The organism is Bacillus sp. LR_5, from assembly GCF_042709275.1.
In genome coordinates this window covers 1-18482 of sequence record NZ_JAVAXX010000032.1, presented here as the reverse complement: position 1 = coordinate 18482, position 18482 = coordinate 1, and the positions used below count along the sequence as shown (strand labels likewise).

The window sequence follows — 18482 nt, the reverse complement described above, 5'->3', positions numbered from 1 at the left end:
TCGTAGAAAAACCTTTCCTTTCTGTCAATGCAGACATCTTGGCGTTTTGTGGTACGATAAGAGAAAGCAAACAGAAAGAGGACGACATATATGAAGCTACTCACCCTAAAGAAAGCATACGCTGCCAAAATCAAAAAAGGCTATCCCCTTATCGAAAAAGAAGCTCTCGCAGGGAGTGCGGGGCACATGAAAGAAGGAGACCTCGTTGATATCGTGTCTGAGAGCGGCGAGTTTCTCGCGCGGGGCTATTATGGCCTGCAAAACAAAGGGGTCGGCTGGACGCTTACCCGCAATAAACATGAACAGGTTGACCAGGCATTTTTTCTCACCAAATTAACAAAAGCGGCCCAAGCGCGCGCCAAACTATTTGAGGCTCAAGATACAACAGCTTTCCGCCTGTTCAACGGTGAGGGCGACGGTGTCGGCGGCGTCACCATCGACTATTATGACGGCTACCTGCTGATTCAATGGTACAGCAAGGGGATTTACACCTTTAAAGACATGCTGATTTCCGCATTGGATGAGATGGATCTTGATTATAAAGCGATTTACGAGAAGAAACGCTTCGACACGGCTGGACAATACGTTGAAGATGATGACTTCGTGAAAGGGAGAAGGGGCGAGTTCCCGATCATCATCCAGGAGAATGGCATTCAATACGCGGTGGATCTGAATGAAGGCGCCATGACGGGCATCTTTTTGGATCAAAGACACGTGCGCAAGGCGATCAGAGACCGCTATGCAAAAGGGAAAACCGTTTTAAATACATTTTCTTATACGGGTGCATTCTCCGTGGCAGCGGCGCTTGGCGGAGCAGAGAAAACAACAAGCGTCGACGTGGCAAACCGAAGTCTGGCCAAAACGATCGAGCAATTCAGCGTGAACAAGCTGGATTACGAAGCGCACGACATTAAAGTGATGGACGTTTTTAACTATTTTTCATATGCTGCAAAAAAGGATTTGCGCTTTGATCTGATTATTCTCGATCCGCCTTCCTTTGCGCGCACAAAAAAACGCACCTTCAGCGCGGCCAAGGATTATAAAAACCTGCTGAAGGAAACGATCGCCATCACTGCTGACAAGGGTGTCATTGTTGCCTCTACAAACAGCAGCTCTTTTGGCATGAAGAAGTTCAAAGGCTTTATCGATGCCGCCTTTAAAGAAACAAATGAACGCTACACGATTATTGAGGAATTTACACTGCCGGAGGACTTCAAAACGATTTCGGCATTTCCGGAAGGCAACTACCTGAAAGTGGTCCTTCTGCAGAAAAAATAATGAAAAAGCTGCCCTGTTCAGGGGCAGCTTTTTTTTATGTAGAAATGATCTGCTGGACGCGGCCGATGCGGCCATCTTCAAGACGGACTTTAATGCCATGCGGATGAAAGCTTGATTTCGTCAAAATATCCTTCACTGTCCCTCTCGTCAGTTTTCCTGTTTTTTGATCTGCTTTCAATACAATATCAACCTGCAACCCTTTCGAAATGCTGTTTCGCTCTTGCCCGTTCATAACGCACATCCTTTCTTTTGTTCATTATAGTCATTATGGTTTAAAAGTAACAGCCGGCTGATGAAGTGTATGTTTGTTTTTTTCAGCCTTCATTAAATATAATGTCAGGCCAAAGCCTGCTATGCTCAGAATGCCAAAAAGCAAATAGACCGCGAAAATCGACACGTAGTCAAAAATGTACCCGCCTGCAAATGTGCAGAACCAGTTGCCGAACCCGTTGCCAATGGCGGCGTACATGGTCAGCGCCGTCGCTTCAACGTGTCTTGGGGTAATCTTTTTCACATATTGAAGCGCCGCCGGGATAAATAAACCGATGGCCACTCCCTGAAGAAAGACCGTCGCATAAATGATCCATAGTGAAGGCGCCGTGAAATAGAGCGCCCACCTGAATAATGAGACTCCGCCTGACAGCATAATGACGTTGAGCAGCCCCATTTTATCTATAAATGTTTGGGCGAATCTCATAAATGGAATTTCTGAAATGACACCGATGAAAAATAAAATGCCGATAGCGGAAAGTGACGCGCCGCTTTTGTCCAGAAAAAGACTGAAATACGTATTGTTCGCTAAGTTTGGAGCAAATGTCGTAAAGGTGATGATCATAAAGATGAGGAAAGTTTTGTTGCTGATAAGCTCCCGGAATCCTTTGCGGATATTGACCTTTGTTTTTGTTTTCTGCTGGCCGGGCATTTGTGAAGCCAATATGGCAGCAATGCATAGAAAGGCACAGCCAAAGATAAAGATCACGTGAATGGGGTACAGCCGGTTCGTCACCTGTCCCATGGCAAACACCGCGACACCGAAGCCGAGAGAACCAAACAGGCGGATTCCGCCGTAGTTGCCGTTTGTTTCTTGTGTGTACCTTAGTGAAATGCTGTCCGAAAGTGGAATAATCGTGCTTTGAAAGGCTGCAAAACAGGCCGCAATCAAAATAAACAGAGGGAAACTGTCAAATGCAATATAGGCTAATCCAATGATGCCTGTGATTGATGTGCAAACCGCCAGCAGGCCTTTCGTTTTTTGCGTATAGTCGCTCAGCATGCCCCAAAACGGCTGAAAAAAAATCATCACAATCGGGCCCAGTGACATGATCAAGCCGACCTGTGATCCGCTTAAATGCTGTTCCTTCGTTAAATACATACTGAGTAAGGGAATTATGCTGCCCGTACCGAGAAAAGCAAACAAATAAAATCCTTTTAACGCGGCATAATGCCGTCTCACCTGCAAGTTGTGCATCAAGGTGCCTCCTTTGGTATCCACAAATTACATTATATTGTAATTTGCGAGCTTTTCAATAAGGGGAAGCACATAAAAAAACTGCCCTCGAGAGGACAGTTTTTTACATAAATGAAAGTAAAAACGGCGCCGCGCAAAGCGTCATAATCGCAGCTAAGATCATCGATACGCTTGAAATCGTGCCGGACACAGAGCTGAGCTCAAATGCCTTTGACGTTCCCGCTCCGTGTGCGCTTGTGCCGAGCAGCACGCCCCGCGCGATTTCGTTATCAATACGGAAATAGCGGATGACCATCGGGCCGATCACTGTGCCGAGCAAAGCGGTTAAAATCACAAACACGGCTGTGACGGCAGGCATTCCGCCGATCATTTCAGATACGTTCATCGCGATCGGCGTTGTCACTGATCTCGGGACGAGGCTGTCAATTAAGCCGGTGCCGAGGTGAAGCCATTTCGCAATAAGAGCGGTAGAAATAATCGCGATGCATGAACCGACGGCCACATTCAAAATAATTTCCACTGCGTATTTCTTTAAAACAGGGAAATATTTATATAGCGGGATCGCGAATGCCACGGTGGCCGGCTGTAGCATATCGGTCAGCAATCCGCCGCCGAGATTATAGGACTCGTACGGGACATTCACCAGCAGCAGCAGACCGACTAACACAGCGGGCGTCACCAATAGCGGCGACGTATAAACACGCGGAAAACGTTGATATACCTTTTTTGCTCCTAAATACACCAAAACCGTTAAAAACAAACTTACAATTCCGATGAACACGTATGCTTTTTCTCCTTTCTTTTTGCAATGATTTGTGTAAGCGTTCCTGTAGACACCATCACGACAAACGTGCTGATGATGACAACAAGCAGAATGCTGACACCGAATTTCGACATAATGTCTCCGTATTCAATCACTCCGACGGCAGACGGGATAAAAAATAAAAGCAGCTCCCCGAGAAGCCACGCTGCACCAAGCTCTATCCATTCAAGCTTGATAATGTTAAAGTGCAATAATGTGAAAAGAATCACAATCCCTATTATACTGCCGGGAATATTTATATGAAGAAGGGCTGTCACCCAATTAATCAGCCGAGCAAATATAAATAACAGAGCGATTTGAATAACGGTTAGCAACAGTTTTTTCATATTGATGCCTCCCTTATATTCATATTGTACATAAGGTCTCTCTATAGGTAAAATATATATAAAGAATAATAAGTATTCCTTTTGTCTATAGAAAGGGTGAAACCCATGGATATCCGCCATTTAACATATTTCTTGGAAGTCGCCCGTTTAAAAAGCTTTACGAAGGCTTCCCAATCCCTTTATGTTTCTCAGCCGACGATATCAAAAATGATCAAAAATTTAGAAGAAGAACTCGGGATTGAACTGTTTTACCGAAACGGCAGGCAGGTGGATCTGACTGACGCCGGCCAGAGCATGTATGTGCAGGCGCAGGAAATTATTAAATCATTTCAAAACCTGACGTCAGAATTAAATGATATTATGGAGGTCAAGAAAGGGCATGTACGGATTGGACTGCCGCCGATGATTGGATCGGGATTTTTCCCGAGAGTGCTCGGCGATTTCCGTGAAAACTATCCGAATATCACCTTTCAGCTAGTCGAAGACGGTTCTATAAAAGTCCAAGAAGGTGTCGGGGACGGTTCACTTGATATCGGCGTTGTCGTTCTTCCTGCAAACGAAGACATCTTTCATTCGTTTACAATCGTAAAAGAAACCTTAATGCTTGTCGTTCACCCTTCCCACCGGCTGGCAGGCGAAAAAGAGTGCAGGCTGCGTGAGTTGAAGGACGAGCCTTTTATTTTCTTCAGGGAGGATTTTGTCCTGCACAATCGAATTATGACGGAATGTATCAAAGCTGGATTCCGGCCTCATATCATTTATGAAACCTCACAATGGGATTTTATCAGTGAGATGGTGTCAGCCAACCTTGGAATCGGGCTTTTGCCGGAACGAATCTGCCGCGGACTTGACCCGGAAAAAGTGAAAGTCATTCCGCTTGTCGATCCGGTCATCCCTTGGCACCTCGCCATTATTTGGAGAAAAGACCGCTACTTGTCCTTTGCGGCCAGAGCTTGGCTCGAACATACGAAATCGTATTTATGGGACCCGAAAAAAGAGAGTAAAGGATGATGCAAACATGGATGCACAATCAGCAGCAAAATGTCTTACTGCTGTCCGCCAGCATAGCCCTCTGGTGCACAGCATAACCAATAATGTCGTAACGAATTTTACAGCAAACGGCCTGCTCGCCCTCGGCGCATCCCCTGTTATGGCGTACGCGAAAGAAGAGGTCGCGGACATGGCGAAGATTGCGGGTGCACTTGTTTTAAATATCGGAACGCTGAGCAAGGAGTCTGTCGAAGCGATGATCATCGCGGGAAAATCAGCTAATGAACATGGTGTTCCTGTCATTCTTGACCCTGTCGGCGCCGGAGCAACACCGTTCCGTACTCAATCGGCGCGTGACATCATTCGTGAGGTGCGCCTCTCTGCGATCAGAGGAAATGCTGCGGAAATTGCCCATACCGTTGGTGTGACCGATTGGCTGATCAAAGGTGTTGATGCGGGAGGAGACGGAGGAGACATCATCCGGCTCGCCCAGCAGGCGGCACATAAGCTAAACACAGTCATTGCGATTACCGGTGAAGTGGATGTGATTGCCGACACGTCAAACGTATATACCCTTCATAACGGCCACAAGCTGCTGACGAAAGTGACAGGCGCCGGATGCCTGCTGACTTCTGTTGTCGGTGCGTTTTGCGCTGTGGAAGAAAATCCAATGTTTGCTGCTATCGCTGCCATTTCTTCGTATGGGGTCGCAGCTCAGCTTGCCGCACAGAAGACAGCTGACAAAGGTCCGGGAAGCTTTCAGATTGAATTGCTGAACAAGCTTTCATCTGTTACTGAACAAGACGTCCAAGAACTGGCGACAATAGAAAGGGTGACTGTCTCATGACACGTATTTCTCGGGAAATGATGAAAGAGTTATTATCTGTTTACTTCATTATGGGGTCAAACAATACGAAAGCCGATCCTGTCACGGTCGTACAAAAAGCGTTAAAAGGCGGCGCCACTCTGTACCAGTTTCGTGAAAAGGGCGGGGATGCGCTGACAGGAGAGGCACGGATTGAATTTGCTAAAAAAGTGCAAGAAGCCTGCCGTGAAGCCGGTGCTCCTTTCATTGTCAATGATGATGTGGAGTTGGCTCTGAAACTGGAGGCTGACGGTATCCATATCGGCCAGGAAGACGCCAACGCAAAAGAAGTAAGAGACGCTATAGGGGATATGATTCTTGGCGTTTCCACCCATACAATGTCTGAGGTGAAGCAAGCCGAAGAAGATGGCGCGGATTATGTCGGACTCGGGCCAATCTACCCGACAGAAACGAAAAAGGATACGAGGGCTGTACAAGGTGTATCTCTCATCGAAGCGGTCCGCCGTCAAGGTATCGACATTCCGATTGTGGGCATCGGTGGCATCACAATCGAAAATGCCGCACCTGTTATCCAAGCGGGGGCCGACGGTGTCAGTATGATCAGCGCCATCAGTCAGGCGGAGGATCCAGAGGGTGCCGCACGCAAGTTTCATGAAGAAATTCAAACGTATAAAACAAGAAGATAAACGTTCTTCTTCCTTCAAAAGGCTGTTCTATAAAGGACAGCCTTTTTGCTTTATATCAAGGTTTTCAGACCTTCAAATTTTAATTGACAAAGAACAGGAACTGGCTATGATTATGTTATACAATGATAATCATTTTCAATTATAGGAGGAGCATGATGACTCGGGGGCTGGCGCTTATTTTATTTAGCTTGTTGATGGTTTTCGGTTCTGCGGCACATGCGGAAGACGATCCGATTGCTGCGCTGATTCAATTAAACAAGCAAATGATCGAAGCCGTAAAAGGCGGAGATATGGACTCGGCACAACAAACGTTTGAAACATTCAAGGCAAAGTGGAAAAAAGAAGAACCTTCTATTAAGAAAGAAAATCTATCTTCTCACAGCAAAATGGACTCAAATATCGCGATGATTTCTCTTTCTTTTATTAATCAAGACGCAGACAAGCTCAAAACACAGCTTGAAGAGCTTTCTTCCCATTTAGAAACCTATCAGCAGGCTGTCGTGCTGAAAAAGACATCCTCGGGTCAATCAAGGGCGTCCTTAACAGCCTATATACAAAGCCTGAAAGACACAAAACAGTTAATAGAAAAAAAACAATTGGATGAAGCGTCATCTGCAATCGACAATTTAATTACATCCTGGCTCGCTGTTGAGGGAGACGTCGTTTCCCAATCGAAAGAAGCCTATACGAGATCAGAGGAAAACCTGGCGCTGATGAAAGCTGAGATCGGCAGCCATCCCGAAAAGGTATCAAAGCAAATTGACGAAATGATTCAATTGCTCGAGCCGATCGCTTCAAGCAGCTACAGCTGGTGGGATGCTGCGCTGATCCCGATTCGTGAAGGGATGGAGGCCCTGCTAGTCATCGGGGCGCTTTTAACCATGACAAAGAAAGCCCGTGTCACGCGTTCCTCGGCATGGATCTGGGGCGGGGCGTCCGCCGGAATGGTTGTGTCCCTGGCAGCCGGCATCGGTGTCACGCTTTTATTCTCTTCCAGAGTATTCGGAGAAAACAACTTCTTGCTTGGCGGAATTACCGGCGTACTGTCGGCTGTCATGCTTTTATATGTCGGGGTGTGGCTGCACAGAAACGCCTCAATGGATAAATGGAGAGAAAAAATCAATATCCAGAAGTCACAGGCACTGAAAAAACGAAGCCTGCTTTCCTTTGCGCTCATTGCATTTCTGGCAGTTGTAAGAGAAGGGCTCGAAACAGTCATTTTTTTCATCGGGCTTGTCGGGAAGCTTCCGCTCACTGAACTGATCGGCGGAACTGCCGCGGGGCTTATCGTTCTCGTCATCGTCGGTGTTCTGATGATCAAGCTCGGAATGCGTATTCCATTAAAGCCGTTTTTCCTGCTGTCCATGGCGGTCGTCCTGTATATGTGCGTGAAATTTCTCGGAACAGGCGTTCACAGCCTTCAGCTGGCGGGCATTCTCCCGTCTGATGCGGAGAGCTGGCTGCCGTCTGTATCGGTGCTTGGAATTTATCCGTCCGTGTACAGTACGATTCCACAATTGCTGATTTTATTCTTTTTACTGATTGCGCTTGTCTCAGAAATGGCAAAACATTTTACAAACGGAAAGGAACTGACAAAATGAATTTCACAAAAATCGCTGTATCAGCCGGATGCATCCTTGCGCTGTGTGCAGGCTGCGGAGCCAATGACACATCTTCATCCAAAGAAAAAGCTTCACCTGAAAAAAGCGGGGTCACTAAAGAGATCACCGCATCCGTAGATAAAATGGAGACCATCATTTCCAAGCTGAATGATTCAGCGGAAAAAGGCGACCAAAAAGAGATTGAAAAGAAGGGGAAAGAGTTAAACAGCTACTGGCTTTCCTTTGAAAATGATATTCGCGGCGACTATCCGTTCGAATATACAGAGATCGAAAAGCACCTTCAGCCCATCTATACAGAAGCGCAGAAAGACAAACCGGATACAGACAAAATCAAGACAGAATCCGAGTCGCTGAAAGCGTCCTTAGAGGACTTGACAGAAGCGAAGAAGAGCAGCAAAAAGGCAAGCGATCAGCTGGCAAAAGCAGCGGACGAATATAAAGACTATGTCAAAGAGCAGAGCGATCAGCTTGTCAAAGCGACTGAAGCATTTACAAGCGCCGTCAAATCCGGCGATATCGAAAAATCTAAAACATTATATGGAAAAGCACGTGTTTATTACGAGCGAATCGAACCGATCGCTGAAAGCCTCGGAGATCTTGATCCAAAAATTGATGCCCGTGAAAACGACGTAGAAGAAGGGGACAAATGGACAGGTTTCCATAAGCTTGAGAAAGCCATTTGGAAGGATCAAGATATTTCCGGGGAAAAGGCAACAGCTGACCAGCTTCTCAAGGATGTAAAAGAGCTTGACGGTTCAATTGAATCACTGAAATTAACACCTGAACAAATTGTAGCAGGCGCGATGGAGCTTCTGAACGAAGCCGGCATTTCGAAAATCACGGGAGAAGAAGAGCGCTACTCACGAATCGATTTAGTCGACCTCATGGCGAATGTAGAAGGCTCCGAAGCTGTTTATCAAACAGTAAAAAGCGCGCTTGTTAAAGATCACTCTGACCTGACGGAAAAACTGGATACGGAGTTCAGCGAATTTGAAGTTTTAATGGCAAAATACAAAACAAATGATCAGTCCTATACGTCTTATGATAAATTAAGTGAAGATCAAATCAGAGAGCTGAGCACAAAGCTGACGACTCTTTCTGAAACCATGTCGAAGATTGCGAATGTGCTATAAAAGGAGTTTTGTAACAGCATGAGCGATGAACAAAAAAAGCCAGAACAAATTCATAGACGGGACATCCTAAAATGGGGGGCGATGGCAGGTGCAGCTGTTGCGATCGGCGCCAGCGGACTCGGCGGTCTGGCTCCGCTTGTGCAGACTGCAGCTAAGTCATCAAATAAGGATGAAAAAGAGGATGAGCAGGTCGTTCCGTTTTACGGAAAGCATCAGGCCGGCATCACAACTGCCCATCAAACGTATGTCTATTTTGCCGCGCTGGATGTAACAGCAAAAGAGAAAAGCGACATCATTACATTATTCAGAAACTGGACAAGTCTGACACAGATACTGACGTCTGGAAAGAAAATGTCGGCTGAGCAAAAAAATCAATATTTGCCGCCGCAGGATACAGGTGAATCTGCTGATTTATCCCCTTCGAACTTAACGGTTACATTCGGATTCGGGCCTGGCTTTTTTGAAAAAGACGGAAAGGACCGCTTCGGGCTGAAAAACAAAAAACCGAAGCACCTCGCCGCTCTTCCAGCAATGCCGAATGACAACCTGGATGAAAAACAGGGAGGCGGAGACATCTGCATTCAAGTATGCGCAGACGATGAACAAGTGGCGTTTCACGCGCTGAGAAATCTGCTGAATCAAGCGACCGGCACCTGTGAGGTCCGCTTTGTGAACAAAGGCTTTTTAAGCGGAGGAAAAAATGGCGAAACGCCGCGCAACCTCTTCGGGTTTAAAGATGGAACAGGCAACCAGAGCACGAAGGATGACACCTTGATGAACTCCATTGTGTGGATTCAGTCCGGTGAGCCTGACTGGATGACGGGCGGCACCTATATGGCTTTTCGGAAAATCAAAATGTTCCTTGAGATATGGGACCGTTCTTCCCTCAAGGACCAAGAAGATACCTTCGGCCGCAGAAAAAGCTCGGGGGCGCCTTTCGGTCAGAAAAAGGAAACAGACCCCGTGAAGCTGAATCAAATCCCAGCAAATTCACACGTCAGCCTTGCGAAATCTACGGGAAAACAAATTTTGCGAAGAGCTTTCTCTTACACAGAAGGACTTGATCCGAAAACCGGCTATATGGATGCGGGTCTCCTGTTTATCAGCTTTCAAAAAAATCCCGACAATCAGTTCATCCCCATGCTTAAGGCACTTTCGGCAAAGGATGCATTAAACGAATATACGCAAACAATCGGTTCTGCTTTATATGCATGCCCAGGAGGCTGCAAAAAAGGAGAATATATTGCCCAGCGTTTGCTGGAATCATAAAAGAAGCCTTTATCGGCTTCTTTTTAAAAAACAGTTGTAACTTTTATTGTTACAGTTTAAAATCAACCTATACGAAAGGAGATTATCATGACAGTACACATCAAAGTTTATTCAGATTACGTCTGCCCATTTTGTTTCATTGGAAAAGCCGCTTTTGAAGAAGCGATAACAGGAAAGGATGTTGAAGTCGAGTGGATGCCGTTTGAACTGCGCCCAAGTCCATCTCCACAGCTTGACCCGGTCAATGATCCTTCCAAACAGTACATGTGGCAGAAGTCGATTCAGCCAATGGCGGACAAATTAGGAGTCGAGATCAATTTTCCAAACGTCTCGCCTCATCCATATACAGATCTGGCGTTTGAAGGCTTCCACTTTGCAAAGGAATACAATAAAGGACATGAATACAACACCCGTGTCTTTCAGGCATTTTTCCAAGAGGGCCAAAATATCGGCGACATTGACATCTTGACGAAGCTTGCCGAGGAAGTGGGGTTAGACGGAGCCTCATTCAAATCCGCACTTGAAACAAGAACATATCAGGACGTGCAGCGGCAAGCCTTGAAGCACGCCTATGAAGAGGCCGACATCACTGCCGTTCCAACCTTTATCATTGGCGACACTGTGATACCGGGTGCTGCCGGCAAGGACGTATTTGAAAAAGCGATTTCTGACGAACAGCAGAAAAAGTAAAGAAAAGCTCTCTATACAAGAGAGCTTTTTTACTCCTACTCCTGTTCCATATGAATGCCAGTATGTGCCTTCACCTGTATTTCCGCAAACGTCTCTTCATCAACTGTTTTATTTGACGACAGCACCGTTCCGAGCCATGCACCGAGGAAGCCGAGCGGGATGGAAATAATGCCCGGATTAGAAAGCGGAATGAGCGGATCGCCGGTAAATATAGCTCCTCCGGACGGGTCCCACACACTAGGGCTCATCGATACAAGCACAAGCGCGCTGATCAGGCCTGTCAGGCTGCCCCACAAAGCGCCTGTAGCATTGAATCTCTTCCAGAAGACCGTAAACACAATCAGCGGGAGGTTTGCGCTGGCCGCCACCGCAAACGCAAGTGCGACAAGGAACGCCACATTTAAGGACTGTGCAAAAATCGCGAGGAGAATCGAGAGAACTGACACGGCGAGAGAAGCCCATCTGGCCGCTTTCATCTGTTCTTTTTCAGTTGCTTCTCCCTTTCTGATAATCTGGCTGTAAATATCATGGGCAAATGCTGAGGCGGCAGACAGCACCAATCCTGTCACGACAGCTAAAATGGTAGCAAAGGCGATGGCTGATACAAAAGCAAACAGAAAATCTCCCCCGAGCGCTTTCGCTAAAAGCGGAGCCGCCATATTTCCCGCTTGATCAGCCGCCGTAATCGCGTCAAAACCGACAAACGCAGCGGCGCCAAAGCCGAGAAACACCGTCATAATGTAAAACACACCGATAATCCATGTCGCTGACACAACGGATGTCCGGGCAGTCTTGGCATCCTTAACAGTATAAAACCGGATCAAAATATGCGGGAGCCCGGCAGTTCCAAGCACGAGTGCCAGGTTTAACGACAAGGTCTCCAGCGGCACCTTGTACTTATTTCCGGGGTTTAAGAAATCAGCGCCAAGCGGAGTTGCCGTTTTCATCTGCTCAAACATGGTATTGAGGTTAAAGCCGAATTTCGAAAACACGATGATTGAAATGACGAGTGTTCCGGCCATCAGCAAAACGGCTTTAACAATTTGAACCCAGCTTGTCGCGATCATGCCGCCAAACACGACATAAATGGTCATCAACACTCCGACAATGAGGACTGCCGCGGTGTAATCCAGCCCCAGCAGCAGTTTGATCAGCGCGCCCGCCCCCACGAGTTGGGCGATCATATAAAAAGTAGAGATGGCAATGGTATTGAGAGCCGCGACGCCGCGGATTTTCTTTTCTTTAAATCGAGCCGCAATCATGTCCGCCATCGTGTACTTCCCAAGATTCCGAAGCGGTTCCGCCACGATGTACAAGACAACGAGATAAGCCACCAGAAAACCGATGCTGTAAAAGAATCCATCAAATCCATATAACGCAATCATTCCGGCAATCCCGAGAAACGAGGCCGCGGACATGTAGTCGCCGGCAATTGCCAGTCCATTCTGAACACCGGTGAGCCCGCCGCCCGCCGTATAAAACTCACTCGTCGTTTTCGTCTTCTTCGCGGCAAAATACGTGATGATAAGCGTCAGGCCGACAATCGCTAAAAATAATAGAAAAGCAGTCATATTCATGTCTGTTCACCCTTCAGATCTTCCTTTAAAGCGCTTACATACCGATCGAAATGAGCCGCCCTTCGGGAATACACTGTACTCAGTATCCAAGTCATGGCGAATTGGGCGATGGCAAACAGCCAAGCCCATGAAACAGCTCCAATGGCCGGTGCATTCAAAAAGGTGAAATAAGACGTCAAAACAGGAAGTGAAAAATAAAAGACAAAAAAGAAAATCGCTGAAGGAACAATAAAAGCGCGTTTCTGCTTTAAAAAAGCTTGAAAAGACGGCGTTGCAGCAATCTGTTTGTAATCAGCTTTGTACATGGCTTTCCTCCTTTTATTCGCTAAACGTAAGCAAAAAGGTACACCAATAGGTATGTACTGAAAGTCTGATTTATGCTGAATAACATCTGGAGGATGAAAAAAGAAGGAAGTCGTGAAGAGGTGAACATAGAGGTATAAAGACAGGCGAAGGTTTTCCAGCTCGGCAGCGTATAAAACGCGTTTGCTTTCAAAACCTCACCGAATGCAGCTTGTTCTCAGCAAAGCTGCTGTTTACCAGAGCCCGGTTAATAGATGTTCGCATCACCTCTTTATGACAATGCATGTGCCAAGAGGTGATCGCATCACCGGCTGTCTGTCGTATGTTAGCTGACACACCGTTTGTCCTCAAGCTCGGCGCAGCAATCGCTTTCGAATAGAGGAAATGGTGAAAACTCAGATCAGATGATAGAAAAGCCAGAGGTAATAGATCCGCCTGTTCGGATTAGTCTTGGCGGACGGTTTTTTTGTGATTATTCTTTCTCAATGCTGTCTCAGATTCTAAAAACTGCCTCACATCACGAATGCCTAACCCAATGGATCTAGCTTCTTGCATTAACATATGCCAATCTTTGTCCAAATCTTTTTTAACATGAGTTTTCATAGTAACCTCCAATTGTATAAAATGTTTTCCTGCAACATGCGGGCAATAAAGATGAGCCGGCGCGATGATGAGGCGAGTACAACAAATTTCACACATAGTTGCTCGGTGTTCACAAACTGAAGGAAAAACCACCTACCTATTCCCTAAAAAAATGACTAATATAACCAATATGAATCTTATTTATAATAATAAACAATTAAATACTGACTGGATAGTATGTAAATGAAAATAAATCATTCAGCCTATTAAAAATGACCCCGGGAAAACCGAATAGCATAAGCGTCCAAAGAAATAAATACCGCTAAAGATTGATCCGTTGTAAGATAAGGGTAATCATACCGCCTGGAGAAAAATATGAAAAAAAACAAATTTCAAATGAAAAGAGAAGCAACATTTCAAAGTTTTATAGACGCTGGCTTGAATTTGTTGATTGACCGAGCGTATGATCCGGTTTCTGTAGAGGATATCAGCAGAGCAGCCGGGTACAGCAAAGGAGCGTTTTATGTTCATTTTGTCAGCAAGGAGGATTTTCTGCAGCATCTTCTCGAAAAACGACAGATGAAAAAAGAGATCATCATAGGGTATCTTGATCAAATGGAGCAGGTCTCAGTGAAACCGCTGACATTGGACGAGGCTGCAAAACATGCCGCAGAGCTGCTTTATTCCTATTACATAAATAAGCCGTCGTGGGAGATTACCTCATTTGCCATGAATATGCCGACATACAAAGTCCTTCAGAAATGCAAGGCCTATGTCCGGCTGTACGAATTGTGGGTGGAAGAAAACGCGTTATATATTAAGTGGCTGAAGGAGAGAAAGCTGATTGACGCCTGTATTGATCCGGAATATACGGCTAAAATAATATGTGCAGTGCTCGACGGAATCATCAAACAATCGTATGTATTGGGTCAGCCCGCCACATTCCGCAGCTTTTTAGACGCACTCTCTGTTTTTTTTACTCTGGACAGAGAGCAAGTGAGCCCAAGAATTTTGAAAAGTTATTCAGGAAGCGAGGAACATCAGTGAAGTATAGAGAAATGATTATGTATATCATTATGGGGGTTTTCACAACCATTGTGAACATCGCCAGCTTTTATATATTGGTAGAGATCATGAATATGGATTACAAAGCCGCTACTGTAGCCGCTTGGATTTTGTCCGTGCTGTTTGCTTACATAACAAATAAATTATATGTATTTCAGCAAAAAACACATGACCTGCAGAGCCTGATAAAAGAGATCACTGCCTTTTTCAGCGTTCGGGTCCTGTCTCTTGGCATAGATTTAGGCATGATGATCATTCTTGTCGGCCAGTTCAATACAAATGAAACTCTTGCCAAAATACTCGACAACGCGGTGATTGTTGTCGTTAACTATGCCGCAAGCAAATGGCTCGTCTTTAAAAAGACAAAAGAGGAAGGGGTATAACAGGGGACAGCAGCGTATGATCTACAGTTTTCACTGAAGAAATAAGGGGAAATAAAAAAATAAAACAATGAAAGGTGATTGCACATGCGGGAAGAGCTAAAGGGGATATTTGCAAGTGTATTCGGAGAAAAAGAGGGGTTACGGTTTTTTTTCGCACCTGGAAGAGTGAATCTGATTGGGGAACATACAGATTATAACGGCGGGCATGTGTTTCCGTGCGCGCTGACAATGGGTACATATGCTGCTGTTGCAGAAAGAAACGACGGGGTTGTCCGGATGTATTCAGACAACTTTAAAGACGCAGGGATCAAGGAATGCTGCCTTGACGACATCCGCTATCAAAAAGAAGACGACTGGGCGAACTATCCGAAAGGCGTCATTTATGAATTTCAGCAAAGAGGCTATTCAGTTCCTCATGGCTTTGACATTGTGTTTTCAGGGAATATTCCAAACGGAGCGGGACTGTCGTCCTCCGCTTCTATTGAATTGCTGATGGGAGTTGTGCTCCAAAGCTATTTTCATCCTGAAGTGGATGCGCTTGAGCTTGTGAAAATGGCGCAGCATGCGGAAAACACATTTATCGGTGTTAATTGCGGGATTATGGACCAATTTGCAATCGGAATGGGGAAAAAACACCATGCGATGCTGCTGAACTGCGACACGCTGGACTATGAATATAGCAAACTCGATGTCTCAGGCCTCGCGCTGGTCATCGCGAACACGAACAAAAAAAGGACATTGGCAGACTCAAGCTATAATACGAGACGCCAAGAGTGCCATGACGCCTTGCTTGATCTGCAAAAAGCACTTGATATTGCCTCGCTGGGCGACATCAAGCCCTCTGATTTCGACGCGCATTCCAGCTTGATCCAAAATGAAACGAACAGACGCCGGGCAAAGCACGCCGTACACGAAAATCACCGTGCTATCAAGACGGCTCATATGTTCAAGGAAAATAATGTAGATGAAATCGGGCGGTTAATGAAGGAATCCCACCTTTCACTGAAGGATGATTATGAAGTGACATGCCTTGAACTTGATGAGCTTGTGTTTGCGGCGTGGGACCACGAAGGTGTGATTGGCTCAAGAATGACGGGAGCGGGCTTCGGCGGCTGCACCATCAGCATTGTAAAAGATGCGTTTGTTGATGATTTTATCCAAAAGGTTGGAGACAGATATCAAGAAAAAACAGGGCTCAAAGCGGATTTTTATGTCGCTGATATCGGAGAGGGAGCGAGAGAGCTAAAGGGGGAATGACAAATGAGTATCATTGAACACCTGGAACAGCTGCTGGAGTATGGACTGGAACGAAAACTCATTTCGATCTGGGATCGGGAATATACGAGAAACCGCCTTTATGAAGCGTTGGACATCAAACACCCCGAGCCGGTCTCCCACACTTGCATCAAGCAGGCACAAAGCCTGCCGGATTTGCTTGCTCCTATTTACAAATGGGCTGCGGAAACCGGTCGGATGGAAGCGGATACAGACACATACCGTGACTTGCTCAGCGCAAAGCTGATGGGATGTTTCGTACCTGCTCCGTCTGAGGTCATACGCAAGTTTGAAGAGACAAAAGCATTATACGGCCCAAAACAGGCCACAAAGGAATTCTATCAATATTCAGAGGATGTCTATTATATCCGGTCTGACAGGATCGCCAAAAATGTTCATTGGACGGTGCCGACCGAATATGGCGAGTTGGAAATGACTATTAATCTATCAAAGCCCGAAAAAGACCCGAAAGCGATTGCAGCTGCAAAAGAACAGGCGCAGACAAATTACCCAATGTGTTTGCTTTGTAAAGAAAATGTTGGGTTTGAGGGAAGCGTGAATCATCCAGCCCGCCAAAACCACAGAATCATTCCGGTCATCCTTAAAGACGAACAATGGTACTTGCAGTTTTCGCCATACGTCTATTATCCGGAGCATTGCATTGTCTTAAAGGGTGAGCATGAACCGATGGAGATCAGCAGAAAAACATTTGAAAGGCTGCTGTCATTTCTCGGACAATATCCGCATTACTTTATTGGTTCAAACGCGGACCTGCCGATTGTCGGCGGCAGCATCCTAAGCCATGATCATTTCCAAGGCGGGGCACACGATTTTCCGATGGCGCGTGCAGAAGCGGAAGACGTTTATGAATTAAATGATTATCCCGGCGTGTCGCTGGGCTTAGTGAAGTGGCCAATGTCCGTGCTCAGGCTCCAAGGAGACAAACCGGATCATGTCGCCGAAGCTGCTGATCATCTATTCCGCACGTGGCAAACGTATTCCGATGAAAAAGCCGGCATAGCCGCCTATACAGGCGATACGCCCCATAATACGGTCACTCCGATTGCGCGACGCAGGGGAGACTTGTATGAACTCGATATCGTGCTGAGAAACAATCGGACGGATGAGGAGCATCCATTAGGAATATTTCATCCTCATCAGGAAGTTCACCATATCAAAAAAGAAAATATCGGCCTGATTGAGGTCATGGGATTGGCGATATTGCCGGGCCGTTTACAGAAAGAAATGAAAGAAACGGCAGCGGCGCTATGCTCTGCTGATCCGAAATCCGCTTTAGAACAAAATCCGCTCACAGCAAAGCATAAGGAGTGGGCTCTTCGGATGATGGAAAAAAGAACGATAACAAAAGAGAATGTGGATCTAGTCATAAAGGAAGAGCTTGGACATGTATTCGCGCGCATTCTTGAACACGCCGGTGTATTTAAACAGACAACGGAAGGAAAACAGGCCTTCAGAAGGTTTATCGATCATTTAGGCGTCAAACCAGTCAAAAGCCTCAACCGTTAGGGTTGAGGCTTTTCCGATTTTTTTGCAAAACAAATGCCCAAAACGCTGATGCTTTGGGCACTGTTACTTTTATCCTCTTTTTCTGGCTAACAGGCTTACTAGAAATACAACAATGGCTGCGCCGATCACCGCTGGAATAATGGCAAATCCGGCTAGGTTCGGGCCCCATGTACCCAGCAGCCCGTGTCCGATCCACGCACCGATAAGACCCGCGATCATAGACCCGATAATTCCGCCCGGCATATCTCCTTTAACAAACAGGCTGCCAAGCCATCCGATAATAATTGCGACGATAAGGGAAATAATAAAACTCATCATACAACACATCCTATTTTATATTTATTTGCTTATATCATTCCTCTTTTTTGTATAAGATAAACAATTGGATGCTCTCATAAAAAATGGGAACAGTTCAGAACATATCGCCGCTTTAATAAGCCTTTTCTTTCAAAATTGGTTGCGTTAAAATGGTAGCCGTGTGAAAAGATGCTAGACAAGGAAAAAATAATTCCTTTCTAGAAAGTTTAACAAAATGAAACTTTTGATTGACCTAAGTTTTTTATTGTGGTAAACCTTTATTTGTCAGAATTAGTTCTTCATCATCTTTCTTTACTTATATGCGGAAATAACTAGAAACTTTTCATCTTAAGCGATAGATG

General features: G+C 45.8%; 20 protein-coding genes. 12 read left to right on the top strand and 8 right to left on the bottom strand.

Translation table 11 applies throughout. From position 1 onward, the window contains the following. The first annotated feature begins 90 nt into the window (after window positions 1-90). Complete coding sequence (locus RAC86_RS09735; protein ID WP_377885547.1) at window positions 91-1278, top strand: class I SAM-dependent rRNA methyltransferase; 1188 nt, start codon at window positions 91-93, stop codon at window positions 1276-1278. A 34-nt stretch (window positions 1279-1312) separates the two neighbouring features. Here RAC86_RS09735 and RAC86_RS09730 read toward each other — a convergent pair whose 3' ends face one another. The 4 genes from RAC86_RS09730 to RAC86_RS09715 form a co-directional block, all read right to left on the bottom strand. Next, entirely contained in the window at window positions 1313-1510 is a 198-nt protein-coding gene (locus tag RAC86_RS09730) for a YwbE family protein (protein WP_015385004.1), read from the bottom strand. Between the two features lie 33 nt (window positions 1511-1543). Next, window positions 1544-2746 (bottom strand): MFS transporter, encoded by a 1203-nt coding sequence (locus RAC86_RS09725; protein ID WP_174222808.1) that lies wholly within the window; start codon window positions 2744-2746, stop codon window positions 1544-1546. Window positions 2747-2849: 103 nt separating this feature from the next. Continuing rightward, a complete protein-coding gene (locus tag RAC86_RS09720; protein ID WP_003227371.1) occupies window positions 2850-3527 on the bottom strand; it encodes a CidB/LrgB family autolysis modulator in 678 nt (225 codons plus the stop codon). Continuing rightward, window positions 3509-3895, bottom strand: a complete 387-nt coding sequence (locus RAC86_RS09715) for a CidA/LrgA family holin-like protein (RefSeq protein WP_015714922.1) — start codon at window positions 3893-3895, stop codon at window positions 3509-3511. The genes RAC86_RS09720 and RAC86_RS09715 overlap by 19 nt, the downstream gene beginning before the upstream one ends. 105 nt (window positions 3896-4000) lie before the next feature. Here RAC86_RS09715 and cidR point away from each other — a divergent pair, with 105 nt between their 5' ends. From cidR to RAC86_RS09680, 7 genes are all read left to right on the top strand, one after another. Then, entirely contained in the window at window positions 4001-4906 is a 906-nt protein-coding gene (gene cidR / locus RAC86_RS09710) for a cidABC operon transcriptional activator CidR (RefSeq protein WP_014115634.1), read from the top strand. Between the two features lie 7 nt (window positions 4907-4913). After that, the gene (thiM, locus tag RAC86_RS09705) at window positions 4914-5732 is read left to right on the top strand and encodes a hydroxyethylthiazole kinase (RefSeq protein WP_072565474.1); all 819 of its coding nucleotides are present in this window, start codon (window positions 4914-4916) and stop codon (window positions 5730-5732) included. Continuing rightward, on the top strand, window positions 5729-6397 hold the full coding sequence (gene thiE / locus RAC86_RS09700; RefSeq protein WP_072565473.1) for a thiamine phosphate synthase: 669 nt from the start codon (window positions 5729-5731) through the stop codon (window positions 6395-6397). The genes thiM and thiE overlap by 4 nt, the downstream gene beginning before the upstream one ends. A 155-nt stretch (window positions 6398-6552) precedes the next feature. Then, a complete protein-coding gene (gene efeU / locus RAC86_RS09695; protein ID WP_072565472.1) occupies window positions 6553-7998 on the top strand; it encodes a ferrous ion permease EfeU in 1446 nt (481 codons plus the stop codon). Next, window positions 7995-9152 (top strand): iron uptake system protein EfeO, encoded by a 1158-nt coding sequence (gene efeM, locus RAC86_RS09690; protein WP_072565471.1) that lies wholly within the window; start codon window positions 7995-7997, stop codon window positions 9150-9152. Before efeU ends, efeM begins: the two co-directional genes overlap by 4 nt. A gap of 18 nt (window positions 9153-9170) precedes the next feature. After that, the gene (gene efeB / locus RAC86_RS09685) at window positions 9171-10421 is read left to right on the top strand and encodes an iron uptake transporter deferrochelatase/peroxidase subunit (RefSeq protein WP_061186553.1); all 1251 of its coding nucleotides are present in this window, start codon (window positions 9171-9173) and stop codon (window positions 10419-10421) included. A gap of 87 nt (window positions 10422-10508) precedes the next feature. After that, a complete protein-coding gene (locus RAC86_RS09680) occupies window positions 10509-11111 on the top strand; it encodes a DsbA family oxidoreductase (RefSeq protein ID WP_072565470.1) in 603 nt (200 codons plus the stop codon). 35 nt (window positions 11112-11146) lie between these two features. Here RAC86_RS09680 and RAC86_RS09675 read toward each other — a convergent pair whose 3' ends face one another. From RAC86_RS09675 to slrA, 3 genes are all read right to left on the bottom strand, one after another. Continuing rightward, window positions 11147-12688, bottom strand: a complete 1542-nt coding sequence (locus RAC86_RS09675; protein ID WP_072565469.1) for a solute symporter family protein — start codon at window positions 12686-12688, stop codon at window positions 11147-11149. Next, entirely contained in the window at window positions 12685-12993 is a 309-nt protein-coding gene (locus RAC86_RS09670; RefSeq protein ID WP_003222190.1) for a DUF485 domain-containing protein, read from the bottom strand. Before RAC86_RS09670 ends, RAC86_RS09675 begins: the two co-directional genes overlap by 4 nt. A gap of 442 nt (window positions 12994-13435) precedes the next feature. Further along, window positions 13436-13594, bottom strand: coding sequence for a transcriptional regulator SlrA (gene slrA / locus RAC86_RS09665; RefSeq protein WP_014115625.1), 159 nt, complete (start codon window positions 13592-13594; stop codon window positions 13436-13438). Window positions 13595-13948: 354 nt separating this feature from the next. Here slrA and RAC86_RS09660 point away from each other — a divergent pair, with 354 nt between their 5' ends. From RAC86_RS09660 to galT, 4 genes are all read left to right on the top strand, one after another. Further along, a complete protein-coding gene (locus tag RAC86_RS09660; protein ID WP_072565468.1) occupies window positions 13949-14620 on the top strand; it encodes a TetR/AcrR family transcriptional regulator in 672 nt (223 codons plus the stop codon). A 17-nt stretch (window positions 14621-14637) separates the two neighbouring features. Continuing rightward, entirely contained in the window at window positions 14638-15021 is a 384-nt protein-coding gene (locus RAC86_RS09655; RefSeq protein WP_032727269.1) for a GtrA family protein, read from the top strand. Between the two features lie 84 nt (window positions 15022-15105). After that, window positions 15106-16278, top strand: coding sequence for a galactokinase (locus tag RAC86_RS09650; RefSeq protein ID WP_072565467.1), 1173 nt, complete (start codon window positions 15106-15108; stop codon window positions 16276-16278). A gap of 3 nt (window positions 16279-16281) precedes the next feature. Further along, the gene (galT, locus tag RAC86_RS09645; RefSeq protein WP_014115621.1) at window positions 16282-17823 is read left to right on the top strand and encodes a UDP-glucose--hexose-1-phosphate uridylyltransferase; all 1542 of its coding nucleotides are present in this window, start codon (window positions 16282-16284) and stop codon (window positions 17821-17823) included. A 69-nt stretch (window positions 17824-17892) separates the two neighbouring features. On the opposite strand, the gene RAC86_RS09640 is transcribed toward galT, so the two are convergent. Next, the gene (locus RAC86_RS09640; RefSeq protein ID WP_003222176.1) at window positions 17893-18138 is read right to left on the bottom strand and encodes a GlsB/YeaQ/YmgE family stress response membrane protein; all 246 of its coding nucleotides are present in this window, start codon (window positions 18136-18138) and stop codon (window positions 17893-17895) included. Window positions 18139-18482 lie beyond the last annotated feature (344 nt).